We start from the raw sequence: 19,940 nt of genomic DNA, 5'->3' as shown, positions 1-19,940 counted from the left end.
ACGGCGACGTAGCCGCACCCCACTCTTTCCCAGTCCCCCGTAGGGCCCCGCAGTAAGGATGACACGCGCCATGACCGGAAACTTGGTGACCGAACGTTCGCTTGCCGCCGAGGTTCGCAACGGCATCGATTTCAAGATCGCCGACCTGTCGCTGGCGGATTTCGGCCGCAAAGAACTCCGGATCGCCGAGCACGAGATGCCCGGCCTGATGTCGCTACGCCGCGAGTACGCCGAGGTGCAACCCCTGAAGGGGGCCCGGATATCGGGCTCGCTGCACATGACCGTGCAGACCGCGGTGCTGATCGAGACCCTCACCGCGTTGGGCGCCCAAGTCCGGTGGGCCTCATGCAACATCTTCTCCACCCAGGACCATGCGGCGGCCGCCGTGGTGGTCGGCCCGTACGGCACGCCCGAGGAACCCAAGGGTGTTCCCGTATTCGCCTGGAAAGGCGAGACGCTCGAAGAGTACTGGTGGTGCGCCGAGCAGATGCTGACCTGGCCGGACCCCGACAAGCCGGCAAATATGATCCTCGACGACGGCGGCGACGCCACCATGCTGGTGTTGCGCGGCATGCAGTACGAGAAGGCCGGGGTGGTGCCCCCCGCCGAGGACGACGACCCGGCCGAGTGGAAGGTGTTCCTGAACCTGCTGCGCAACCGCTACGAGACCGACAAGGACAAATGGACCAAGATCGCCGAGTCGGTCAAAGGCGTCACCGAGGAAACCACCACCGGGGTGCTGCGGCTCTACCAATTCGCCGCTGCCGGAGACCTGGCGTTCCCGGCCATCAACGTCAATGACTCGGTGACCAAATCCAAGTTCGACAACAAGTACGGCACTCGTCATTCCCTCATCGACGGCATCAACCGCGGCACCGACGCCCTGATCGGCGGCAAGAACGTGCTGATCTGTGGTTACGGCGACGTCGGTAAGGGTTGCGCGGAGGCGGCCAAGGGCCAGGGGGCACGCGTCACCGTTACCGAGATCGACCCCATCAACGCCCTGCAGGCGCTGATGGAGGGTTTCCCGGTCAAGACCGTCGAGGAGGCCATCGCCGACGCCGACATCGTGGTGACCGCGACCGGCAACAAGGACATCATCCTGCTCGAGCACATGAAGGCGATGAAGGACCACGCCATCCTGGGCAACATCGGCCACTTCGACAACGAGATCGACATGGCCGCGCTGGAGCGTTCCGGGGCCACGCGGCTCAACATCAAGCCCCAGGTCGACCTGTGGACCTTCCCCGACACCGGCCGCTCGATCATCGTGCTCTCCGAAGGCCGGCTGCTGAACCTGGGCAACGCCACCGGGCATCCGTCGTTCGTGATGAGCAACAGCTTCGCCAACCAGGTGATCGCCCAGATCGAGCTGTGGACCAAGCACGACGAGTACGACAACGAGGTGTACCGGTTGCCCAAGCACCTCGACGAGAAGGTGGCCCGCATCCACGTCGAGGCCCTCGGTGGCCACCTGACCAAGCTCACCAAGGAGCAGGCCGAATATCTCGGCGTCGACGTCGAGGGCCCCTACAAGCCGGACCACTACCGCTACTGACGGTTGGCGCTTGCCCGCTACCAAGGCTCGCGCCGTGCTGATCGCGATCGAGGGCGTCGACGGCGCCGGCAAGCGCACGTTGTGCGACGGCCTGCGCACCGCCTTCGAAACGGTCGGGAAGTCGGTGGCAACGCTCGCCTTCCCGCGCTACGGGCGATCGATCACCGCCGACATCGCCGCCGAAGCGTTACACGGCGAGCACGGGGATCTCGCCTCGTCGGTGTACGCGATGGCGACGCTGTTCGCGCTCGACCGCGCCGGGGCCGTCGACGAGATCGCGGGCCTGCAACGTGACCATGACGTGGTTCTCCTGGACCGCTACGTGGCCTCCAACGCGGCCTACAGCGCGGCCCGCCTGCACCAGGACGCCGGCGGGGAGGCGGTGGCCTGGGTGGCACGGATGGAGTATCAGCGGTTGAGGTTGCCCGCGCCCGACTGGCAGGTGCTGCTCGCGGTCTCCGCCGAGCTGGCCGGACGACGCGCCCGCGGCCGGGCCGAAAGCGACCCGGGCCGAGCGCGCGACAGCTACGAACGTGACGACGGACTGCAGCGGCGTACCGGCGCGGTGTACGCCCAGCTGGCCGCCGCGGGGTGGGGTGGGCGATGGCTGGTCGTTCACCCGGACGTCGATCCGGGCGGTCTGGCCGCCACTTTGACGGCTGTCTAGGCCACTCCGGGGTCCGATTTTGGGGGTCTTTGCCCTTATCAAGCGCGAAACGCCCGTGTGGTGCGCCAGTTTGTCCCGATCTGGTGACACCATGGACAGCATGAGGCAAAGGATTTTGGTCGTCGACGACGACGCTTCGCTGGCTGAGATGCTGACCATCGTGTTGCGTGGGGAGGGCTTCGACACCGCGGTCATCGGCGACGGCACCCAAGCCCTGACCGCGGTGCGCGAGCTGCGACCCGATCTGGTGCTGTTGGACTTGATGCTGCCCGGCATGAACGGCATCGACGTGTGCCGGGTGTTGCGCGCCGACTCCGGTGTTCCGATCGTCATGCTGACCGCCAAGACCGACACCGTCGACGTGGTCCTGGGGCTGGAGTCGGGCGCGGACGACTACATCATGAAACCGTTCAAGCCCAAGGAACTGGTCGCGCGGGTGCGGGCGCGGCTGCGGCGCAACGACGACGAGCCCGCCGAGATGCTGTCCATCGCGGACGTCGACATCGACGTGCCGGCGCACAAGGTCACCCGAAACGGCGAACAGATCTCGCTGACGCCGCTGGAGTTCGACCTGTTGGTGGCGTTGGCGCGCAAACCGCGTCAGGTGTTTACTCGTGATGTGCTGCTCGAACAGGTGTGGGGGTACCGGCACCCGGCGGATACCCGTCTGGTGAATGTGCATGTTCAGCGTCTGCGGGCCAAGGTGGAGAAAGACCCGGAGAATCCGACCGTGGTGTTGACCGTTCGAGGAGTGGGATACAAGGCCGGACCCCCGTGACCGGCAGGTGCGGGTGACCTGGGGCTCGCGGCGGCGCATCAGGGGTCGTCGGGGGCGTGCCGGTCTCATGACGCGAGGCTTGACCGCGTTGAGCCGGGCCGTGGCGGTCGCCTGGCGGCGTTCGCTGCAACTGCGGGTGGTGGCGCTGACCCTTGGGCTTTCGTTGGCGGTGATCCTGGCGCTGGGTTTCGTGCTGACCAGCCAGGTCACCAATCGTGTGCTCGACGTCAAGGTCAAGGCCGCGATCGAACAGATCGAGCGGGCCCGCAACACCGTCAGCGGGATCGTCAACGGTGAGGAGACCCGATCGCTGGACAGCAGCCTGCAGCTGGCCCGCAACACCCTGACGTCGAAAACCGACCCGGCCTCGGGTGCCGGCCTGGCCGGCGCGTTCGATGCGGTGCTGTTGGTTCCGGGGGATGGGCCACGGGCGGCCTCCAGCGCCGGCCCGGTCGACCAAGTGCCCAACGCGTTGCGTGGCTTCGTCAAGGCCGGGCAGGCGGCCTACCAGTACGCCACGGTGTATACCGAAGGCTTCTCCGGGCCGGCGCTGGTCGTTGGCACGCCGACGTCGTCTCGGGTGGCCAACCTGGAGCTGTACCTGATCTTTCCGCTGGCCAACGAGCAGGCCACGATCGCGCTGGTGCGCGGCACGATGGCCACCGGTGGCCTGGTGCTGCTGGTCTTGCTCGCCGGGATCGCGCTGTTGGTGTCGCGCCAGGTGGTGGTGCCGGTGCGGTCGGCGTCGCGGATCGCGGAACGGTTCGCCGAGGGGCATCTGTCCGAGCGGATGCCGGTGCGCGGCGAGGACGACATGGCTCGGCTGGCGGTGTCGTTCAACGACATGGCCGAGAGCCTGTCTCGGCAGATCACCCAGCTCGAAGAGTTCGGCAACCTGCAGCGGCGCTTCACCTCCGACGTCAGCCACGAACTGCGGACCCCGCTGACCACGGTGCGGATGGCCGCCGACTTGATCTATGACCACAGCGCCGACCTGGACCCCACGCTGCGGCGGTCCACCGAATTGATGGTCAGCGAGCTGGACCGGTTCGAGACGTTGCTCAACGACCTGCTGGAAATCTCCCGGCACGACGCCGGCGTGGCCGAGTTGTCGGTCGAGGCCGTCGATTTGCGTGCGACGGTGAAAAACGCGCTGGGCAACGTGGGCCACCTGGCCGAAGAGGCCGGCATCGAGTTGCTCGTCGAGCTGCCCGCCGACGAGGTGATCGCCGAGGTCGATGCGCGCCGGGTGGAACGTATCCTGCGCAATCTGATTGCCAACGCCATCGACCACGCCGAGCACAAGCCGGTGCGGATCCGGATGGCCCACGACGAGGACACGGTGGCCGTCACCGTGCGCGACTACGGCGTCGGGCTGCGGCCCGGCGAGGAGAAGTTGGTGTTCAGCCGGTTCTGGCGCTCGGATCCGTCGCGGGTGCGGCGCTCCGGCGGCACCGGGCTGGGATTGGCCATCAGCATCGAGGATGCCCGACTGCACCAGGGTCGGCTGGAGGCCTGGGGCGAGCCCGGCCAGGGCGCCTGCTTCCGGTTGACGCTTCCCCTGGTGCGCGGCCACAAGGTCACCACCAGCCCGCTGCCCATGAAGCCGATCCCGGAGCCGGCACCGCAGGCCGTGCCGGAACCGGATGAGCGTCAGCGCCCACGCGAGCACGCCGAGCGGAGCGGATGATGGGCAAGCTGCTGGCGGCGTTGTGTCTGCTGTGGGTGCCGACGCTGCTCGCCGGCTGTGCCAGCGTGCCCAGCTCGTCGGCTCCGCAAGCGATCGGCACCGTGGAGCGACCGGCCCCGTCGAACCTGCCCAAGCCAACCCCGGGCATGGATCCCGACGTGCTGCTGCGCGAATTCCTCAAGGCCACCGCCGACCCGGCCAACCGCCATCTGGCGGCCCGCCAGTTCCTCACCCAGTCGGCGTCCAACGCCTGGGACGACGCCGGTGGCGCGTTGCTGATCGACCACGTGGTGTTCGTCGAAACCCGTGCCGCCGACCGGGTTTCGGCGACGATGCGGGCCGACATCCTGGGTTCGCTGTCCGACATGGGGGTCTTCGAGACCGCCGAGGGTCAGCTGCCGGATCCGGGCCCCATCGAGCTGGTCAAGACGTCGGGGGGCTGGCGCATCGACCGGCTGCCCAACGGGGTCTTTCTGGACTGGCAGCAATTCCAGGCCACCTATAAGCGCAACACGCTCTACTTCGCCGACCCGACCGGCAAGACCGTGGTGCCCGACCCGCGCTACGTTGCCGTGTCCGACCACGATCAGCTGGCCACCGAGCTGGTCTCCAAGCTGCTGGCCGGTCCACGCCCCGAGATGGCGCACGCGGTGCGCAACCTGCTGGCCCCGCCGCTGCGGCTGCGTGGCCCGGTGACCCGCGCCGATGGCGGCAAGAGCGGCATCGGGAAGGGCTACGGCGGCGCCCGCGTCGACCTGGAGAAACTGACCACCACCGATCCGCACAGCAGGCAATTGCTTGCCGCGCAGATCATTTGGACGCTGGCCAGGGCGGACATCAGGGGCCCCTATGTGATCAACGCCGACGGCGCACCGCTCGACGACAGATTCGCGCAGGGATGGAACGCCTCGGACGTCGCGGCCACCGACCCCGGCGTGGCCGACGGGGCCGGCGCGGGTTTGCACGCCCTGGTGGGCGGGTCACTGGTGGCGCTGGACGGGCAGCGGGTCACCACCGTGCCCGGCGCCTTCGGGCGGATGGGCGACCAGACCGGTGCCGCGCTGTCGCGCGGTGGCCGGCAGGTGGCGTCGGTGGTGACGCTGAGACGCGGCGCACCCGACATGGCGGCCTCGCTGTGGATCGGTGACCTCGGTGGTGAGGCGGTCCAGTCCGCCGACGGACACAACCTGTCGCGGCCCAGCTGGGCGCTGGACGACGCGGTCTGGGTGGTGGTCGACTCCAACAACGTGCTGCGCGCGATCCAGGAACCGGCATCCGGGCAACCGGCGCGGATCCCGGTGGATTCCACCGCGGTGTCCAGCCGCTTCCCGGGGGCCATCACCGATCTGCAGCTGTCGCGTGACGGGACGCGGGCCGCGATGGTGATCGATGGCCAGGTGATCCTGGCCAGTGTCGAGCAGACCCAGGCCGGCCAGTTCGCCCTGACCTACCCGCGCCGGCTGGGCTTCGGGCTGGGCTCTTCGGTGGTGTCGCTGTACTGGCGGACCGGCGACGACATCGTGGTGACCCGCAACGATGTCACGCATCCGGTGTCCTACGTCAACCTCGACGGGGTGAACTCCGATGCGCCCGCGCGCGGGTTGCAGATTCCGCTGTATGCCATCGCGGCCAACCCGTCGACGGTGTATGTCGCTGGCCCGCAAGGGGTGCTGATGTACTCGGCGTCCGCCGTTGAAAATCAACAGGGCTGGTCGGAGGTGGCGGGGCTGATGGTGCCCGGGGCGGCGCCGGTGTTGCCCGGCTGATCGCCGGATCCTCCTATTGCCAGCCGAGGTGAGCGGCTACCCTCGCAGTGAGGAGGCGGATTCCGATGTCGCCCAAGGTTCCCCGGCTACGTTGGGACGATCCCTTCGGCGCGCTGGACATGCTGGGGTCGTTGTGGTCATCGACCGGGTTGCCGTGGGTCAGCGCGGGTGCCGCTCAGGCGGTCACGGCGCCCTACCGGACGTTGTTCGCGACGCTGCAGCAGCTGCTCATCGGCAAGCACATCACGGTCCGCATCGGCAACCACGACGTGCGGCTGACCGTGACCGAACTGGACTCGGCGTTGGAACCGCAGGCCCTGGCCGTCGGTCAGCTCGGCGAGGTCCGGGTCGCCGCGCGCGACATCAGCTGGGAGCACCACCACCTCGACGGCGCCACCGCCGTGCTGGAAAACGTGCACATTCGCCCGGGCGTGCCACCGCAGGTGGTGGCCGCGCCGGTGGCGCTGACATCGGCGCTGCCGGCGGAGATCTTCGACGACGTGCTGCGGCAAGCGACCCCCCGGCTGCGCGGGGAGCTGGGCGAAGACGGCACGGCCCGACTGCGGTGGGCGCGCCAGCCACGTTGGGGAGGTCTTGAGGTAGACGTCGACGCGGTCGGGACGACGTCGGGGACCAGCCTGTGGCTGCGGCCGCGCGCCGTGGTGACCGGGCGACGACGCTGGACGTTGCCGGCCCGGACGCCCGGCTATCGGGTGCCGCTGCCCGAGTTGCCGAACGGGCTGCTGATCACCGACGTCAGCCTCGGCACGGATTCCTTGCAGCTCTCCGCCCTGCTGCCGGAGTGGCGGATTGAGATACCCCTGAGGCAGCTGGAAAACCTGCTCACCCGGTTGAGCCAGGGGGCGTTCAGCTTCAGCTGGCCGTCGGTGCTGGGAGGCGGTGATTGAGCGCGCCCGCTGTCAGCGGTGACCGCGACACTGGTGCCGTGCTCGACCTCGTCTTGCCGCTGGAATGCGGTGGTTGCGGCCTACCATCGACCCGCTGGTGTGACGCCTGCGCGCGCGAGCTGTCGGTGGCCGCCGGTGAACCGCACCTGGTAAGCCCCCGCGTCGATCCTCGGGTGCCAGTGTTCGCGCTCGGCCGCTACGCCGGCGCCCGCCGCCGGGCGATCCTGGCGATGAAGGAACACGGCCGGGCCGACCTGGTGGCGCCGCTGGCGCGGGCACTGGCCATCGGTGTTCACCGGCTGCTGTCGTGGGGCATGGTCGAGACCCCGCTGACCATCGTGCCCGCGCCCACCCGGCGTTCGGCGGCGCGGCGCCGTGGCGGTGATCCCGTCGCCCGGATCGCCACGGCCGCGGTCCGCGAGCACCCGGACGTCACCGTCGTGCGGGCCTTGCGGATGAAGGCTTGGGTCAAAGACTCGGTGGGCCTTGACAGTTCGGCCCGCGAACACAACATCGCGGGCCGGGTGCTGCTGCGCGGTGAGCGACCGCGCGGCGACGTGGTGATCGTCGACGACATCGTCACCACCGGCGCGACCGCGCGCGAGTCGGTCCGGGTCCTGCGGGGCGCCGGGGCGCGGGTGGCCGCCGTGCTGGCGATCGCTGCGGCCTGATGGAATCGGGGTGAACCAAAGAAGTTGCCCTGAGAACGTGCAGAACTGGCAATCGGTCGGCCAAACTGGTGGCACGCGGAGGCGCACACCGGCTAACGTCGAGATCAACCTTATGCGACTCACGGTCGCCATTCTCGGGTGTGGGTAGCACCGGCGGGAGGAGGTGAGCATTCGACAGCTTGCTCCGGCGGGCAGCCTGCGCGGTGACCCTGTCAACACCGCTCGAACCCCGTCGGTGCACATCTGAAGGCCAGACACGCAGGGTGCGTGTGACAGGAGAGAGAAACGAGTTGTCAGGTATGTCAAGGCTTACAGTGGATTCCGATCTGGGGGTACCACCCGCTCGCGGGGGAGTTCTGGACCGGGCACCGGCCGGATCCGGCGAACAGGGCGAGCCGACGCTGAACGCCGAGATCGTGTTCAAAGGCCGCAACGTCGAGATCCCCGACCACTTCCGCATCTACGTTTCCCAGAAACTCGCCCGCCTGGAGCGATTCGACCGGACGATCTACCTGTTCGACGTCGAACTCGACCACGAACGCAACCGTCGCCAACGCAAGTCCTGTCAGCGCGTGGAGATCACCGCTCGCGGGCGCGGGCCGGTTGTCCGCGGCGAGGCCTGTGCCGACAGTTTCTACGCTGCCCTTGAGTCCGCGGTCGTCAAGTTGGAGAGTCGGCTGCGTCGCGGCAAGGACCGCCGCAAGGTCCACTACGGCGACAAGACCCCGGTTTCGCTGGCCGAGGCCACCGCGGTGCCACCGCCGGAGCAGGCCTTCGCGGCCGAAAACGCCCAACACGCCGAGCCCCACGATCACGACGGCGCCGATCTGGACCGCACCAACGCTTACGAGCCGGGGCGGATCGTGCGCGTCAAGGAACACCCGGCCAAGCCGATGTCGGTCGACGACGCGCTGTATGAGATGGAGCTCGTCGGGCACGATTTCTTCTTGTTCTACGACAAGGAGACCGAACGGCCGTCGGTGGTCTACCGCCGGCACGCCTACGACTATGGCCTGATCCGGCTGGCGTGATCGGCGGCCCACACCGGGTCGTCACCTACGATGGGAGTCGCCTTACCTACGACTCCTACCCACAAGGGACATTGCCGTGCTGTCGAAGTTGCTGCGCCTCGGTGAAGGTCGCATGGTCAAGCGGCTCAAAAAGGTGGCCGACTATGTTGGCACGTTGTCCGACGACGTCGCCAAGCTCACCGATGCCGAGCTGCGGGCCAAGACCGACGAGTTCAAGAAGCGCTTGGGCGACGGCGAGACCCTCGACGATCTGTTGCCCGAAGCGTTCGCGGTGGCCCGCGAGGCCGCCTGGCGGGTGCTTGACCAGCGACCGTTCGACGTGCAGGTGATGGGCGCGGCCGCGCTGCACCTGGGCAACGTCGCCGAGATGAAGACCGGCGAGGGCAAGACCCTGACCTGTGTGTTGCCCGCCTACCTCAACGCGCTGGCCGGCAAGGGCGTGCACATCGTCACCGTCAACGACTACCTGGCCAAACGCGACAGCGAGTGGATGGGCCGGGTGCACCGCTTCCTCGGGCTGCAGGTGGGGGTGATCCTGGCCACCATGACGCCCGACCAACGCCGCGAGGCCTACCACGCCGACATCACCTACGGCACCAACAACGAGTTCGGCTTCGACTACCTGCGCGACAACATGGCGCACTCGCTGGAGGAGTTGGTGCAGCGCGGGCATAACTACGCCATCGTCGACGAGGTCGATTCCATCCTGATCGACGAGGCCCGCACCCCGCTGATCATCTCCGGCCCGGCCGACGGTGCTTCCAACTGGTACACCGAGTTCGCCCGGCTGGCGCCGCTGATGGAAAAGGACACCCACTACGAGGTCGACCTGCGCAAGCGCACCGTCGGCGTGCACGAAAAAGGGGTCGAGTTCGTCGAGGATCAGCTCGGCATCGACAACCTCTACGAGGCCGCTAACTCCCCGCTGGTCAGCTACCTCAACAACGCGCTGAAGGCCAAGGAGCTGTTCCACCGCGACAAGGACTACATCGTCCGCGACGGCGAGGTGCTCATCGTCGACGAGTTCACCGGTCGCGTGCTGATCGGGCGCCGCTACAACGAAGGCATGCACCAGGCGATCGAGGCCAAGGAGCACGTCGAGATCAAGGCCGAGAACCAGACGCTGGCCACCATCACGCTGCAGAACTACTTTCGGCTCTACGACAAGCTCGCCGGCATGACCGGCACCGCCCAGACCGAGGCGGCCGAGCTGCACGAGATCTACAAGCTGGGCGTGGTCAGCATTCCGACCAACAAGCCGATGATCCGCGAAGACCACTCCGACCTGATCTACAAGACCGAGGAAGCCAAATACCTCGCGGTCGTCGATGACATCACCGAGCGGTTCGACAAGGGCCAGCCGGTGCTGATCGGCACCACCAGCGTGGAGAAATCCGAGTACCTGTCGCGTCAGCTCACCAAGCGGCGCATTCCCCACAACGTGCTCAACGCCAAGTACCACGAGCAGGAGGCGGGCATCGTCGCGGTAGCCGGCCGGCGGGGCGCCATCACCGTCGCCACCAACATGGCCGGCCGCGGCACCGACATCGTGCTGGGCGGCAACGTCGACTTTCTCACCGATCAGCGGTTGCGGGAACGCGGGCTGGATCCGGTGGAGACCCCCGAGCAGTATGAGGCGGCGTGGCACCAGGAACTGCCCATCGTCAAGGAGGAGGCCAGCAAGGAGGCCAAAGAGGTGATCGAGGCCGGCGGCCTGTATGTGCTGGGCACCGAGCGACACGAGTCGCGGCGCATCGACAACCAGCTGCGTGGTCGTTCCGGCCGCCAAGGTGACCCGGGGGAGTCGCGCTTTTACCTGTCGCTGGGCGACGAGCTCATGCGCCGGTTCAATGGTGCGGCCCTGGAAGCCTTGTTGACGAGGCTGAACCTGCCCGATGACGTGCCGATCGAGGCCAAGATGGTGACCCGGGCCATCAAGAGCGCCCAGACCCAGGTCGAGCAGCAGAACTTCGAGATCAGAAAGAACGTCCTCAAGTATGACGAGGTGATGAACCAGCAGCGCAAGGTGATCTACGCCGAGCGTCGCCGCATCCTCGAGGGCGAGAACCTCAGGGACCAGGCGTTGGACATGGTCCGCGACGTCATCACCGCCTACGTCGACGGCGCGACCGCCGAAGGCTACGCCGAGGACTGGGATCTGGACGCGTTGTGGACCGCGCTGGGGACGCTGTATCCGGTCGGGATCAAACACGAGACCCTGACCCGCCGGGACAGCGAGTTCGAGCGTGACGATCTCACCCGCGACGAGCTGCTGGACGCACTCCTCAAGGACGCCGAACGTGCTTATGCCGCAAGGGAAGCCGAACTGGAGGAAATCGCCGGCGAGGGTGCGATGCGCCAGCTGGAGCGCAACGTGTTGCTCAACGTCATCGACCGCAAGTGGCGCGAGCACCTCTATGAGATGGATTACCTGAAGGAGGGCATCGGGCTGCGCGCGATGGCCCAGCGCGACCCGCTGGTCGAGTACCAGCGCGAGGGCTACGACATGTTCATGGCCATGCTGGACGGCCTGAAAGAGGAGTCGGTCGGGTTCTTGTTCAATGTCACCGTCGAGGCGGTCCCGGCCCCGCAGGTCGCCCCGGTTGCCGAACCCGAGGACCTTGCGGAGTTGGCGACCGCGGCCGCCGGTGTCGCGCAGCGCCGCCACAGCGCCGGCGCGCCCGCGGCAGGGCGTGCCGAGGCTCCGAGTGCGTTGCGCGCCAAAGGCATTGAGAACGAGTCTCCCGCGCTCACCTATTCCGGGCCGTCGGAGGACGGCTCGGCGCAGGTGCAGCGCGGCGGCGGGGGGGCACAGCGGACACCGGCGGGGGTACCGGCCGGCGCCAGCCGGCGCGAGCGGCGGGAAGCCGCGCGGCGGCAAGGGCGTGGTCCCAAGCCGCCGAAATCGGTGAAGAAGCGCTAGCCCCGGCGATTGCCGACACCGCTTCTCTCGGGGCGGCATTTCGTCAAGGATTGACTGCTATGGATGTCAAGGAGGTGCTGCTGCCCGGCGTCGGTCTGCGCTACGAGTTCACCAGCCAGCGGGGCGAACGGATCGGCATCATCGCCCGGCGCGGCGGCGATTTCGACGTCGTGCTCTACACCGCCGAGGATCCCGACCAGGCCCGCCCGGTGTTCCGGCTCACCGACGAAGAGGCCGACGCGGTGGCCCAGATTCTTGGGGCACCGCGGATCGCCGAGCGGTTCACCGAGCTCACCCGGGAAGTGCCCGGACTCGAGGCGGGTCAAGTCCACATCCGGCCGGGTAGTCCCTTTGTGGACCGGCCGCTAGGTGACACCCGCGCGCGCACCCGTACCGGGGCGTCGATCGTCGCGATCGTGCGCGACGAGCGGGTGCTTGCCTCGCCGGGCCCGGCGGAAACGCTGCGGGCGCGCGACGTGTTGATCGTCATCGGCACCGAGGAAGGCATCGCCGGAGTCGAGCACATCGTCGACAAGGGTTGAGCCGGTGCAAGTTTCGGGGGCGCTGCTATTTGAAGTAGGTGCCCTCCTGGTCGCCTTGGCGTCGGTGGGCGCGGTCGCTCGCCGGTTCGCGTTGTCCCCCATCCCGGTGTATCTGTTGACGGGTCTTTCGCTGGGTAAGGGCGGCGTCGTGTCGGTGCCCGCTGCCGACGACTTCATCACCACGGGTGCGCCCATCGGTGTGGTGTTGCTGCTGCTGACGTTGGGTCTGGAATTCTCCACCACGGAATTCGCCAGCAGCTTGCGACGCCACCTGCCCTCGGCCGGTGTCGACATCGTCCTCAACGCCACCCCCGGTGCGGTGGCGGGCTGGTTGCTGGGGCTGGACGGGGTCGCCATCCTGGCGTTGGCCGGCGTCACCTACATCTCCTCGTCGGGTGTCATCGCGCGGCTGCTGGAGGACCTGGGACGCCTGGGCAACCGTGAGACGCCGGCGGTGCTGTCGGTGCTGGTGCTGGAAGACTTCGCGATGGCCGGTTATCTGCCGCTGTTTACGGTGCTGGCATCGCGGGGCAGCTGGGTGGTTGCCGTGGGCGGCGCGTTGGCCGCCGTCGGTGTTCTGGTCGCGGCGTTTGTCGCGTCCTATCACTGGGGCCATCACGTGGGCCGCCTGGTGGCGCACCCGGATTCCGAGCAACTGCTGCTCAGAGTCCTGGGCATCACCCTGATGGTGGCGGCCTTGGCCGAAACCGTGCACGCGTCGGCCGCGGTGGGGGCGTTCTTGGTGGGCCTGACCCTGACCGGTGAGACGGCAGACCGGGCGCGCAAGGTGCTGGGTCCCCTTCGGGATCTGTTTGCGGCGATCTTTTTCTTGGCGATCGGACTGTCGGTCGATCCGCAGGAGCTGCTGCCAATGCTTCCGGTTGCCATTGCGTTGGCCGTGGTCACGGCGGCAACCAAGGTGCTCACCGGGATGTTCGCCGCCAACCGCGATGGGGTGGCCCGGCGCGGGCAGCTGCGCGCCGGCGCGGCGCTGATCGCCCGGGGAGAGTTTTCGCTGATCATCGTCGGATTGGTCGGCACGTCGGTGCCCACGGTGGCCGCGTTGGCCACCTCATACGTCTTCACCATGGCGATCGTGGGTCCGGTGCTGTCCCGGTTCACCGGGGGCGCAGTGCCGGCCGGCGCCTGATTCCGTCAACCCCCGTCAACCGACGTGCAGGGCAACCACCAGCCACCGGGCCGCGCCGGTAGCGTCCCCCCGTTCCACCCGGCAGGCGATCGCGTGCATGCGGTGCCCCCGGCTATAGCTGCCGGAGACCTCGGCCGCGCCCCGCCGGGCGTCGCCCTCCACCGGTTGGAGCCGCATCCGGCGAAGCACCGCCGCGCCCCCCGGTTCGCCGGTCTGGGCGGCGACCGTGCGGCTGACCGAGACCACGGAGTCCACCAGGCCGGGTGCCAGCAGCCGCCGCAACTGGGTGGCTGGACGGCGGCGGTCGATGACTTCCAGGATTCGGCGCAGCGCGGCGTCGGCGAATATCGCCGCCTCGCGCATCGACGCCGATAGGGCCGGTGTCATGGCCTGCGCGGTCATGGTCGCCGGATGCCGGCCAACGTGGTCGCGGTGTGCTCGCCGGGCGGCACGCGGGGTATGCGGCCGCGGCGGCGCGTGCGATGGTAGCCGGCAGCGCGGAACATTCCGCGTCGGGGGTTCGTAGTCGACCACGGGTGTGACGGCGAAGGTGTCGCGGTGGGGCGGGCCCACGGTGGGATCGATGGTCAACGGGCACTCTCCAAGCCAAACGATGGAACCAACTCGGGTGACGGGATGGCAGCCTGCTGGAGAGTCGGCAGACCGATCGCCGGTCATCATCGCACAAACCGAGCCAGTGTGTACCCGCGGCGTGAGGCGGCCGGGCCGGTGGTTAACGTGGGCGACGACGTTGGGCGGAGCGATGAAGGTGACAAGGAGGACAGGGCACTCATGGTGACCCGGTTGTCCACTGCGGACGCGTCCTTCTTTCGGCTGGAGAGCTCTGCCACCCCGATGTACGTCGGGTCGTTGCTGATTCTGCGCCGGCCACGGGCCGGCCTGAGCTACGAGACGCTGCTGGCCACCGTCGAGCAGCGGCTACCGCAGATACCGCGCTACCGGAAGCGGGTTCGGGAAGTGAAGGTGGCCCTGGCCCGGCCGGTGTGGATTGACGACCGCGATTTCGACATCACCTACCACGTGCGGCGGTCGGCGCTGCCGTCACCGGGCAGTGACGAGCAACTGCACGAGTTGATCGCGCGGCTGGCCGCCCGACCGCTGGACAAGTCGCGGCCCCTGTGGGAGATGTACCTCGTCGAGGGTCTGGAGAAAAACCGCGTCGCCCTCTACACCAAGTCGCACCAGGCCCTGATCAACGGTGTGACGGCGCTGGCACTGGGCCACGTGATCGCCGATCGGACGCGGCGTCCACCGGCGTTTCCCGAAGACATCTGGGTACCCGAGCGCGACCCCGGCACCACGCGGTTGGTGCTGGGCGCGATCGGCGACTGGATCGTGGGGCCGGGCGCGCAGCTGCAGGCGGCCGGATCGGTGCTCGCCGGGTTGGCCACAAATCATGGCCAACTGGTCGACGCCGGCCGCCGAATGCTCGACGTCGTGCGCACCGTGGCGCGCGGCACCGCGCCCAGCAGCCCGCTCAACGCCACCGTGTCGCGCAATCGCCGGTTCACGGTTGCCCGTGGACGTTTGGAGGACTATCGCGCCGTGCGTGCACGCTATGACTGCGACATCCATGACGTGGTGCTGGCGGTGATAGCGGGCGCGCTGAGCAACTGGCTGATGTCACGCGGGGAGACGCTGGCGCCCACGGCGACGGTGCGCGCGATGGCGCCGCTGTCGGTCTACGTCGACGACCAACTCGATGCAACCGGCCCCGGCCAGGCGATGAGCCAGGTGACGCCCTTTCTGGTCGACCTGCCGGTGGGGGAGCGTAACGCCGTGGTACGGCTGTCACAGATCGCGCACGCCACCGAGTCGAATCCGACGGCGGCCAGTCTGGTGGACGCCCGGACCATCGTCACGCTGTCGGGTTTTGCGCCGGCCACCCTGCACGCCATGGGCGTTCGGGTGGCCACCAGTTATTCGGCCCGGTTGTTCAACCTGCTGGTCACCAACGCCCCCGGGGCGCAGTCACCGCTCTATGTCGCCGGCACCACGCTGCTGGAGGCTTACGCCGTGCCGCCACTGCTGCACAATCAGGCGCTGGCGATCAGCGTGACGTCCTACAACGGCATGCTGTATTTCGGAATCAACGCCGACCGTGACGCGATGAGCGACGTTGACCTGCTGCCCGGTTTGCTGCACCAATCGCTGGACGAGCTTCTGGAAGCCTCGCGGTAGTCCGGGGTCAAAACCGCTGGGGGGCGATAGCATCCGTTGATGTGGGCACCGCGACGAACGACGGGGCGCCGGCGAAGGCGAAGAAGAAGAAATCAACTGCGCCGGCAAAACCTAAGATTTCCGACCAACTCTACGAGGCCGAATTATTAAGACTGCAAACGGAATTCGTGAAGTTGCAGGAGTGGGTGCGCCATTCCGGGGCACGCCTGGTGGTCATCTTCGAAGGCCGCGATGCTGCCGGCAAGGGCGGCGCCATCAAACGGATCACCGAATACCTCAGCCCGCGGATCGCACATATCGCCGCATTGCCGATGCCGACCGATCGGGAACGCGGCCAGTGGTATTACCAGCGTTACATCGCGCATCTGCCGGCCAAAGGCGAGATCGTGCTCTTCGATCGGTCGTGGTACAACCGCGCCGGCATCGAGAAGGTCATGGGATTTTGTACGCCGCAGGAGTATGTGCTGTTTCTGCGGCAGACGCCGATCTTTGAACAGATGCTGATCGACGACGGGATTCTGCTGCGCAAGTACTGGTTTTCGGTATCCGAAGCGGAGCAACTGCGCAGGTTCAAGGCGCGCCTGAACGATCCGCTGCGGCAATGGAAACTCAGTCCGATGGACCTGGAATCGGTGTATCGCTGGGGGGATTATTCGCGCGCCAAGGACGAGATGATGGTGCACACCGATACCCCGGTCAGCCCCTGGTACATCGTGGAATCCGATATCAAAAAGCATGCCCGGCTGAACATGATGGCCCACCTGCTATCCACGATCGACTACACCGATGTGGAAAAGCCCAAGGTCAAACTGCCGCAGCGGCCGGTGCACAACACCGGCTATCGACGTCCTCCGCGGGAGCTGGCGACCTATGTCGACGACCATGTTGCCAGGCTGATGGGGGGCTAGCGCTCGCCCCATGACGCAGGTTTACATCCCGGCCACCCTGGCCATGTTGCAGAGCCTTGTCGCCGAGGGTTCGTTGTGGCCGGTCAACGGCACCGCCTTTGCGGTGACACCGACCTTGCGTGAGTCCTACGCCGAGGGTGACCATGACGAACTCGCCGAGGTGGCGCTGCGCGAGGCGGCGCTGGCGTCGCTGCGACTGCTGGCCGTCGACGTGGGTGACGCGCTGCCGCCCCGGCGTGCGGTGTTGGCCGCCGAGGTCGACGACGTCACGTATCGGCCCGACCTCGACGACGCCGTCGTCAGGCTGGCTGCCCCCGTCACGCTGGACCAGGTCGTCGCCGCATATGTCGACAACGTGGGCGCGGAGCCGGCCGTGACAGCGGCGATCGCGGCCATCGATGCCGCTGACCTTGGTGACGAAGACGCCGAGCTGATCGTCGGTGACGCCCAGGACCACGACCTGGCCTGGTATGCCAATCAGGAGCTGCCGTTCCTGCTAGACCTGCTGTGAAGTCCACCGCTAGCTACGGAACCGTAGGTTACGCTACCGTAGCCTTGGTGGCGGGCGCGCACTCGCCCGAAGCTAGCGGCCGCACCGTGAGCAGGAGCTTTCGATGAGCAAAAAACAGGCGGCGCTGACCGCCAAGGTCGTAGAGACACAGCGCCCAACCGTCGTCGGGGCGGACAGGCACCCCGGCTGGCACGCGCTGCGCAAGATCGCCACCCGCATCACCACGCCGCTGCTGCCCGACGACTATCTGCACCTGGCCAATCCGCTGTGGTCCGCGCGGGAGCTGCGCGGCCGCATTCTGGAGGTTCGCCGCGAAACGGAAGATTCCGCGACCTTGGTCATCAAACCGGGCTGGGGCTTCAGTTTCGACTACCAGCCCGGCCAGTACATCGGGATTGGATTGCTGGTCGACGGGCGTTGGCGCTGGCGGTCGTACTCGCTGACATCGAGCCCGGCGACCGCGAGATTCGGGTTGAGGTCCCGGTCGTCACGAACCGTGACCATCACCGTCAAGGCCATGCCGGAGGGCTTTCTGTCCACGCACTTGGTGGCCGGGGTGGCGCCGGGAACCATCGTGCGGTTGGCCGCCCCGCGGGGTAACTTCGTCCTGCCCGACCCGGCGCCGTCGTCGATCCTGTTCCTCACCGCCGGATCGGGGATCACCCCGGTGATGTCGATGCTGCGGACGTTGGCCCGCCGCAACCAGATCACCGACATCGCGCACCTCCATTCGGCGCCCACCCGATCGCAGATGCTGTTCGGCGGCGAGCTGGCGGAGCTGGCCGACGATTACCCGGGGTATCGGTTGACGGTGCGGGAGACCCGCGTCGAAGGCCGGCTAGACCTGTCCCGGCTCGGTCGGCTGGTGCCGGACTGGCGTGCGCGCCAGACCTGGGCCTGTGGGCCGGAGGGCCTGCTCAACCAGGCCGAGCGGGTCTGGTCATCGGCGGGCATCAGCGATCGGCTGCACCTGGAACGGTTCGCGGTGTCCAGGGCGGCGCCGGCCGGTGCGGGCGGGACGGTGACGTTCGCCCGCAGCGGCAAGAGCGTGGTGGCCGACGCGGCGACATCGGTGATGGACGCGGGCGAGGGCGCCGGCGTGCAGATGCCTTTTGGCTGCCGGATGGGTATCTGTCAGTCGTGCGTGGTCGAGCTGGTGGATGGCCACGTCCGCGACCTGCGGACGGGAAAGGAACACGACCCCGGCACTCGGATCCAGACCTGCGTATCGGCCGCATCCGGCGATTGCGTGGTCGACATCTAAAGCTACTGACTGGTAACCTACGGAATCGTAGCTTACCGGGTGGTAGGTCAACGACTGACGCAGGGAGAAGACGATGGCGATCACCGACGTCGACGTATTCGCGCATCTGACCGACGCCGACATCGACAGCCTGGCGGCCGAGCTGGACGCCATCCGCCGGGACGTGGAAGACGCTCGCGGCGAGCGCGACGCTCGCTACATTCGCCGCACCATCGCCGCGCAGCGTGCGCTGGAGGTCGGTGGCCGGCTGCTGCTGGCCGCCAGCTCGCGGCGCAGCGCCTGGTGGGCGGGAGCGGTGACCCTGGGCGTGGCCAAGATCATCGAGAACATGGAGATCGGCCACAACGTGATGCACGGCCAGTGGGACTGGATGAACGACCCCGAGATTCACTCGGCGACCTGGGAGTGGGACATGAGCGGGTCGTCCAGGCACTGGCGATACACCCACAACTTCGTGCACCACAAGTACACCAACATCCTCGGCATGGATGACGACGTCGGCTACGGCATGTTGCGCGTCACCCGAGACCAGCCCTGGAAGCGCTTCAACCTGCTCAACGTGGTGTGGAACACCATTCTTGCGATCGGCTTCGAGTGGGGAGTCGCGTTGCAGCACTTGGAGATCGGCAAGATCCTCAAGGGGCGGGCCGACCGCGAGACCACCAGGATCCGGGTGCGTGAGTTCTCCGCCAAGGCCGGTCGTCAGGTGTTCAAGGACTATGTGGCGTTTCCGGCGTTGACCTCGCTGTCGCCCGCGGCGACATACCGGTCCACCGTGACGGCCAACGCGACGGCCAACGTGATCCGCAACGTGTGGTCCAACGCCGTCATTTTCTGTGGGCATTTCCCGGATGGCGCCGAGAAGTTCAGCAAGACCGACATGGTGGGGGAGACCAAGGGCCAGTGGTATCTGCGGCAGCTGCTGGGTAGCGCCAACTTCAACGCCGGGCCGGCGCTGCGGTTCATGAGCGGCAACCTGTGCCACCAGATCGAGCACCATTTGTATCCGGATCTGCCGAGCAACCGGCTTGCCGAGATCTCGGTGCGGGTGCGTGCGGTCTGCGACAAGTACGACTTGCCGTACACCACGGGCTCGTTTCTGGTGCAGTACGCCAAGACGTGGCGCACCCTGGCCAAGTTGTCGTTGCCGGACACGTACCTGCGCGACAGCCCCGACGACGCGCCGGAGACCCGCAGCGAGCGGATGTTCGCCGATCTGGACCCGGGTTTCGCACGCACCGACCCGACGACCGGGCGTCGGCGCGGGCTCAAGACCGCGATCGCCATCGTCCGCGGCTGGCGACGCGACCGTGGCACGCGAGCGGGGCGCACCGACGGCCGCCCGGCCTAATCCCTGTCGTGCGAGCGCGC

Annotated in this window: 17 protein-coding genes; 16 read left to right on the top strand and 1 reads right to left on the bottom strand. The window is 67.5% G+C overall.

Going from position 1 to position 19,940, the window contains the following annotated elements:
- Positions 1-70 precede the first annotated feature (70 nt).
- From ahcY to G6N20_RS12175, 11 genes are all read left to right on the top strand, one after another.
- Positions 71-1,558, top strand: a complete 1,488-nt coding sequence (gene ahcY, locus G6N20_RS12225; protein ID WP_083047378.1) for an adenosylhomocysteinase — start codon at positions 71-73, stop codon at positions 1,556-1,558.
- A 34-nt stretch (positions 1,559-1,592) separates the two neighbouring features.
- Positions 1,593-2,225: a dTMP kinase gene (locus G6N20_RS12220; RefSeq protein ID WP_083047377.1), complete on the top strand. Its 633-nt coding sequence runs from the start codon at positions 1,593-1,595 to the stop codon at positions 2,223-2,225.
- A 91-nt stretch (positions 2,226-2,316) separates the two neighbouring features.
- Positions 2,317-3,003: a two-component system response regulator MtrA gene (gene mtrA / locus G6N20_RS12215; RefSeq protein WP_055576516.1), complete on the top strand. Its 687-nt coding sequence runs from the start codon at positions 2,317-2,319 to the stop codon at positions 3,001-3,003.
- A 13-nt stretch (positions 3,004-3,016) separates the two neighbouring features.
- On the top strand, positions 3,017-4,693 hold the full coding sequence (gene mtrB / locus G6N20_RS12210) for an MtrAB system histidine kinase MtrB (protein ID WP_083047467.1): 1,677 nt from the start codon (positions 3,017-3,019) through the stop codon (positions 4,691-4,693).
- Positions 4,693-6,459, top strand: coding sequence for an MtrAB system accessory lipoprotein LpqB (lpqB, locus tag G6N20_RS12205; RefSeq protein ID WP_163662978.1), 1,767 nt, complete (start codon positions 4,693-4,695; stop codon positions 6,457-6,459). The genes mtrB and lpqB overlap by 1 nt, the downstream gene beginning before the upstream one ends.
- A 65-nt stretch (positions 6,460-6,524) precedes the next feature.
- Positions 6,525-7,367: a hypothetical protein gene (locus tag G6N20_RS12200; RefSeq protein WP_083047373.1), complete on the top strand. Its 843-nt coding sequence runs from the start codon at positions 6,525-6,527 to the stop codon at positions 7,365-7,367.
- Between the two features lie 38 nt (positions 7,368-7,405).
- Complete coding sequence (locus tag G6N20_RS12195; protein WP_083047464.1) at positions 7,406-8,038, top strand: ComF family protein; 633 nt, start codon at positions 7,406-7,408, stop codon at positions 8,036-8,038.
- 299 nt (positions 8,039-8,337) lie between these two features.
- Positions 8,338-9,069 carry a ribosome hibernation-promoting factor, HPF/YfiA family gene (hpf, locus tag G6N20_RS12190; RefSeq protein WP_083047371.1) on the top strand — a complete coding sequence of 244 codons (732 nt, stop codon included), beginning with the start codon at positions 8,338-8,340 and terminating at the stop codon, positions 9,067-9,069.
- 76 nt (positions 9,070-9,145) lie between these two features.
- Positions 9,146-11,992, top strand: coding sequence for a preprotein translocase subunit SecA (secA, locus tag G6N20_RS12185; protein ID WP_083047368.1), 2,847 nt, complete (start codon positions 9,146-9,148; stop codon positions 11,990-11,992).
- 59 nt (positions 11,993-12,051) lie between these two features.
- Positions 12,052-12,534, top strand: a complete 483-nt coding sequence (locus tag G6N20_RS12180; RefSeq protein WP_083047366.1) for a cation:proton antiporter regulatory subunit — start codon at positions 12,052-12,054, stop codon at positions 12,532-12,534.
- Between the two features lie 4 nt (positions 12,535-12,538).
- Positions 12,539-13,684: a cation:proton antiporter gene (locus G6N20_RS12175; protein ID WP_083047364.1), complete on the top strand. Its 1,146-nt coding sequence runs from the start codon at positions 12,539-12,541 to the stop codon at positions 13,682-13,684.
- A gap of 15 nt (positions 13,685-13,699) precedes the next feature.
- Here G6N20_RS12175 and G6N20_RS12170 read toward each other — a convergent pair whose 3' ends face one another.
- On the bottom strand, positions 13,700-14,275 hold the full coding sequence (locus G6N20_RS12170) for an Rv3235 family protein (RefSeq protein ID WP_083047362.1): 576 nt from the start codon (positions 14,273-14,275) through the stop codon (positions 13,700-13,702).
- Between the two features lie 201 nt (positions 14,276-14,476).
- Here G6N20_RS12170 and G6N20_RS20450 point away from each other — a divergent pair, with 201 nt between their 5' ends.
- From G6N20_RS20450 to G6N20_RS12140, 5 genes are all read left to right on the top strand, one after another.
- On the top strand, positions 14,477-15,886 hold the full coding sequence (locus G6N20_RS20450; RefSeq protein WP_083047462.1) for a WS/DGAT/MGAT family O-acyltransferase: 1,410 nt from the start codon (positions 14,477-14,479) through the stop codon (positions 15,884-15,886).
- 41 nt (positions 15,887-15,927) lie between these two features.
- Positions 15,928-16,794: a polyphosphate kinase 2 gene (gene ppk2, locus G6N20_RS12155; RefSeq protein WP_083047360.1), complete on the top strand. Its 867-nt coding sequence runs from the start codon at positions 15,928-15,930 to the stop codon at positions 16,792-16,794.
- A gap of 10 nt (positions 16,795-16,804) precedes the next feature.
- Complete coding sequence (locus G6N20_RS12150; protein WP_083047357.1) at positions 16,805-17,305, top strand: DUF6912 family protein; 501 nt, start codon at positions 16,805-16,807, stop codon at positions 17,303-17,305.
- 103 nt (positions 17,306-17,408) lie between these two features.
- The gene (locus G6N20_RS12145; protein ID WP_083047355.1) at positions 17,409-18,569 is read left to right on the top strand and encodes a ferredoxin reductase; all 1,161 of its coding nucleotides are present in this window, start codon (positions 17,409-17,411) and stop codon (positions 18,567-18,569) included.
- Between the two features lie 73 nt (positions 18,570-18,642).
- Complete coding sequence (locus G6N20_RS12140; protein WP_083047353.1) at positions 18,643-19,920, top strand: fatty acid desaturase family protein; 1,278 nt, start codon at positions 18,643-18,645, stop codon at positions 19,918-19,920.
- Positions 19,921-19,940 lie beyond the last annotated feature (20 nt).

This window comes from Mycobacterium shinjukuense, from assembly GCF_010730055.1.
Classification (GTDB): domain Bacteria; phylum Actinomycetota; class Actinomycetes; order Mycobacteriales; family Mycobacteriaceae; genus Mycobacterium; species Mycobacterium shinjukuense.
The sequence above is the reverse complement of the archived record's forward strand: the minus strand, read 5'-3'. Positions and strand labels throughout refer to the sequence as shown.